Below are 2,553 nucleotides of genomic sequence, written 5' to 3'. Positions count from 1 at the left end.
CGAGTTCGCCGCGGCCCAGCAGCGCAAGATCGACCGGCTCCTCGACCAGGCCGGGGTCGTCGCGGGCAGCCGCGTCCTCGAGATCGGCACCGGCTGGGGCGAGCTCGCGATCCGCGCCGCGAAGCGCGGGGCGACCGTGCGCTCGGTCACCCTCTCGAGCGAGCAGCAGGCGCTCGCCCGTCAGCGGATCGCCGATGCGGGCTTCGCCGACGTCGCCACCGTCGACCTGCTCGACTACCGCAACGTCGACGGGGTCTACGACGCGATCGTCTCCGTCGAGATGATCGAGGCCGTCGGCCACCAGTACTGGCAGACCTACTTCGAGACGATCGACTCGCTGCTGGCCCTCGGCGGCAAGGTCGCCATCCAGGCCATCACGATGCCGCACGACCGGATGCTCGCGACGAAGTACACCTACACCTGGGTGCACAAGTACATCTTCCCCGGCGGCTTCCTTCCGTCGACGGAGGTCATCGAGGACCTCACCTCGACGCACACCACGCTGCGGGTCACCGACCGGCTCACGATGGGCCAGCACTACGCCCAGACGCTGCGCCTCTGGGACGAGCAGTTCGCCTCTCACAGTGCGGAGGTCGACGACCTCGGCTTCGACGGCGTCTTCCGCCGGATGTGGCACTTCTACCTCGAGTACTCTCGCGGTGGCTTCCAGTCCGGTTACATCGACGTCCAGCAGATCCTCCTCGAGCGCGAAGGTCCGCAGTCATGACCACCACCGACTCCCGTCCCACCTCCACGACGCGGACCCCGAGTCCGGACGGGGTGGCCCAGGTCATCGCGACCGCGCTGCGGTCCGTCGTCGGCGGCGAGCTCCCGGTGCACCTGACCGCCTGGGACGGCTCGAGCGCCGGCCCCGTCGACGCGCCCCACGTCTCGCTCAACTCCGCCAACGCCCTGCGCCGACTCATCTGGCACCCGGGCGAGCTCGGCGTCTCGCAGGCCTACGTCACCGGTGAGATCGACGTCGAGGGCGACCTCGGCGAGACCCTCACCCACGTCTGGGACGTCGCGGCGCAGCGAGGACTCTCCGGCATCCGGCCCACGCCCTCGGTCATCGCCACCGTCGTCCGCGCGGCCAAGGAGCTCGGCGCCATCGGGACGCCGCCCGTCGCCCCGGCGAGCCAGGCCAAGCTGTCCGGCCGGCTGCACTCGGCGCTGCGCGACCGTCAGGCGATCCACCACCACTACGACCTGTCCAACGAGTTCTACTCGCTCATCCTCGATCCGCACATGGCCTACTCCTGCGGCTACTGGACCTCCGACGCCCCCGGCTATACCGTCGAGGACGCGCAGCGCGACAAGCTCGACCTCGTCTGCCGCAAGGTCGGGCTCGAGCCCGGCATGCGCTTCCTCGACGTGGGCTGCGGCTGGGGCTCGCTCAGCCTGTATGCCGCGGAGCACTTCGGCGCGAAGGTCACCGGTGTGACGATCGCCCGGGAGCAGAAGAAGTTCATCGACGAGCGGATCAAGGAGCGCGGTCTCGAGGACCGTGTCGAGATCCGGCTCCAGGACTACCGCGACGTCCGCGACGGCAACTTCGACGCCGTCGCCTCCATCGAGATGGGGGAGCACGTCGGGGAGAAGAACTACGCGACCTACGTCGATGTCCTGCGACGCAACGTCGTCGAGGGCGGGCGCGTGCTCGTCCAGCAGATGTCGCGTCGTGGTCGCTTTCCCGGTGGTGGGCCGTTCATCGAGTCCTTCATCGCCCCCGACATGACGATGCGCCCGGTGGGTGAGACCGTCGACTTCTTCGAGCGCGGCGGACTCGAGGTGCGCGATGTGCACATGATGCGCGAGGACTACGTGAGGACCATCGACGCCTGGCACGACACGTTCGAGAGCAACTGGGACACCGCGGTGTCGATGGTCGGCGAAGAGGTCGCGCGGGTCTGGCGGCTCTACATGGTCGGTAGCTCGATGGCCTTCCGCGACGGCCGCATGGGGGTCGACCAGATCCTCGCCGTCAAGAACGACGCGCGTGGCCACAACCGCCTCCCGATGGTGCGTCCGTCGACCTGGTCCTAGACACTGATCGCATGACGTTCTCCTTCGGCAACCTCCTTCTCGTCAGCGGGATCTCCGTCCTCGCCGTCGCGGCCCTCATGACGGTCACCGGCATCATCGGAGCCCGCGCCGGGAAGGTGAGCGTCGTCGACACGGCATGGGGACTCGGCTTCATCGCCGTCGCCCTCGTCTCGGCTCTCGTGGGCCACGGGTCGGGGACCCGGCGGCTGCTCCTGCTCGCCCTCGTGGCGATCTGGGCCGGCCGGCTCACGTGGCACATCGGGCGCAAGAACAGAGGCAAGCCCGAGGACCCGCGCTACGCGAAGATGAAGGAGGGCAAGAGCACGGTCGCCGTCATCCTCAAGGTCTACGGCCTGCAGGGCGTCCTCATCTGGTTCATCTCGCTGCCGCTGCAGGTCTCGGCCGCGGCCGGTGGCGGAGTCGTCTGGGTCGTCGTCCTCGGAGCGCTGATCTGGCTGCTCGGGGTCGTCTTCGAGGCGACCGGCGACGCCCAGCTCTCCGCCTTCA

At 68.9% G+C, this 2,553-nt stretch carries 3 protein-coding genes; all 3 read left to right on the top strand.

From position 1 onward, the window contains the following. Positions 1 to 727 (top strand): class I SAM-dependent methyltransferase (locus Q0R63_RS12620; RefSeq protein ID WP_295697684.1); only part of this gene is annotated, 727 nt, incomplete at its 5' end. Then, positions 724 to 2,046 (top strand): cyclopropane-fatty-acyl-phospholipid synthase family protein, encoded by a 1,323-nt coding sequence (locus tag Q0R63_RS12615; protein ID WP_295697682.1) that lies wholly within the window; start codon positions 724 to 726, stop codon positions 2,044 to 2,046. The genes Q0R63_RS12620 and Q0R63_RS12615, both read left to right, overlap by 4 nt. An 11-nt stretch (positions 2,047 to 2,057) precedes the next feature. After that, positions 2,058 to 2,553: DUF1295 domain-containing protein (locus tag Q0R63_RS12610; RefSeq protein WP_295697681.1), on the top strand; the 496-nt coding region annotated here is incomplete at its 3' end.

The organism is Lapillicoccus sp., from assembly GCF_025353065.1.
Taxonomy (GTDB): Bacteria; Actinomycetota; Actinomycetes; order Actinomycetales; family Dermatophilaceae; genus Lapillicoccus.
Note: the sequence above shows the minus strand (reverse complement) of the source record. Positions and strands in the feature narration are given on the sequence as shown.

What these genes read in the sequence shown, in the direction of transcription:
- Q0R63_RS12615 (WP_295697682.1), top strand. Translation starts at nt 724, where the DNA reads ATGACCACCACCGACTCCCGTCCCACCTCCACGACGCGGACCCCGAGT.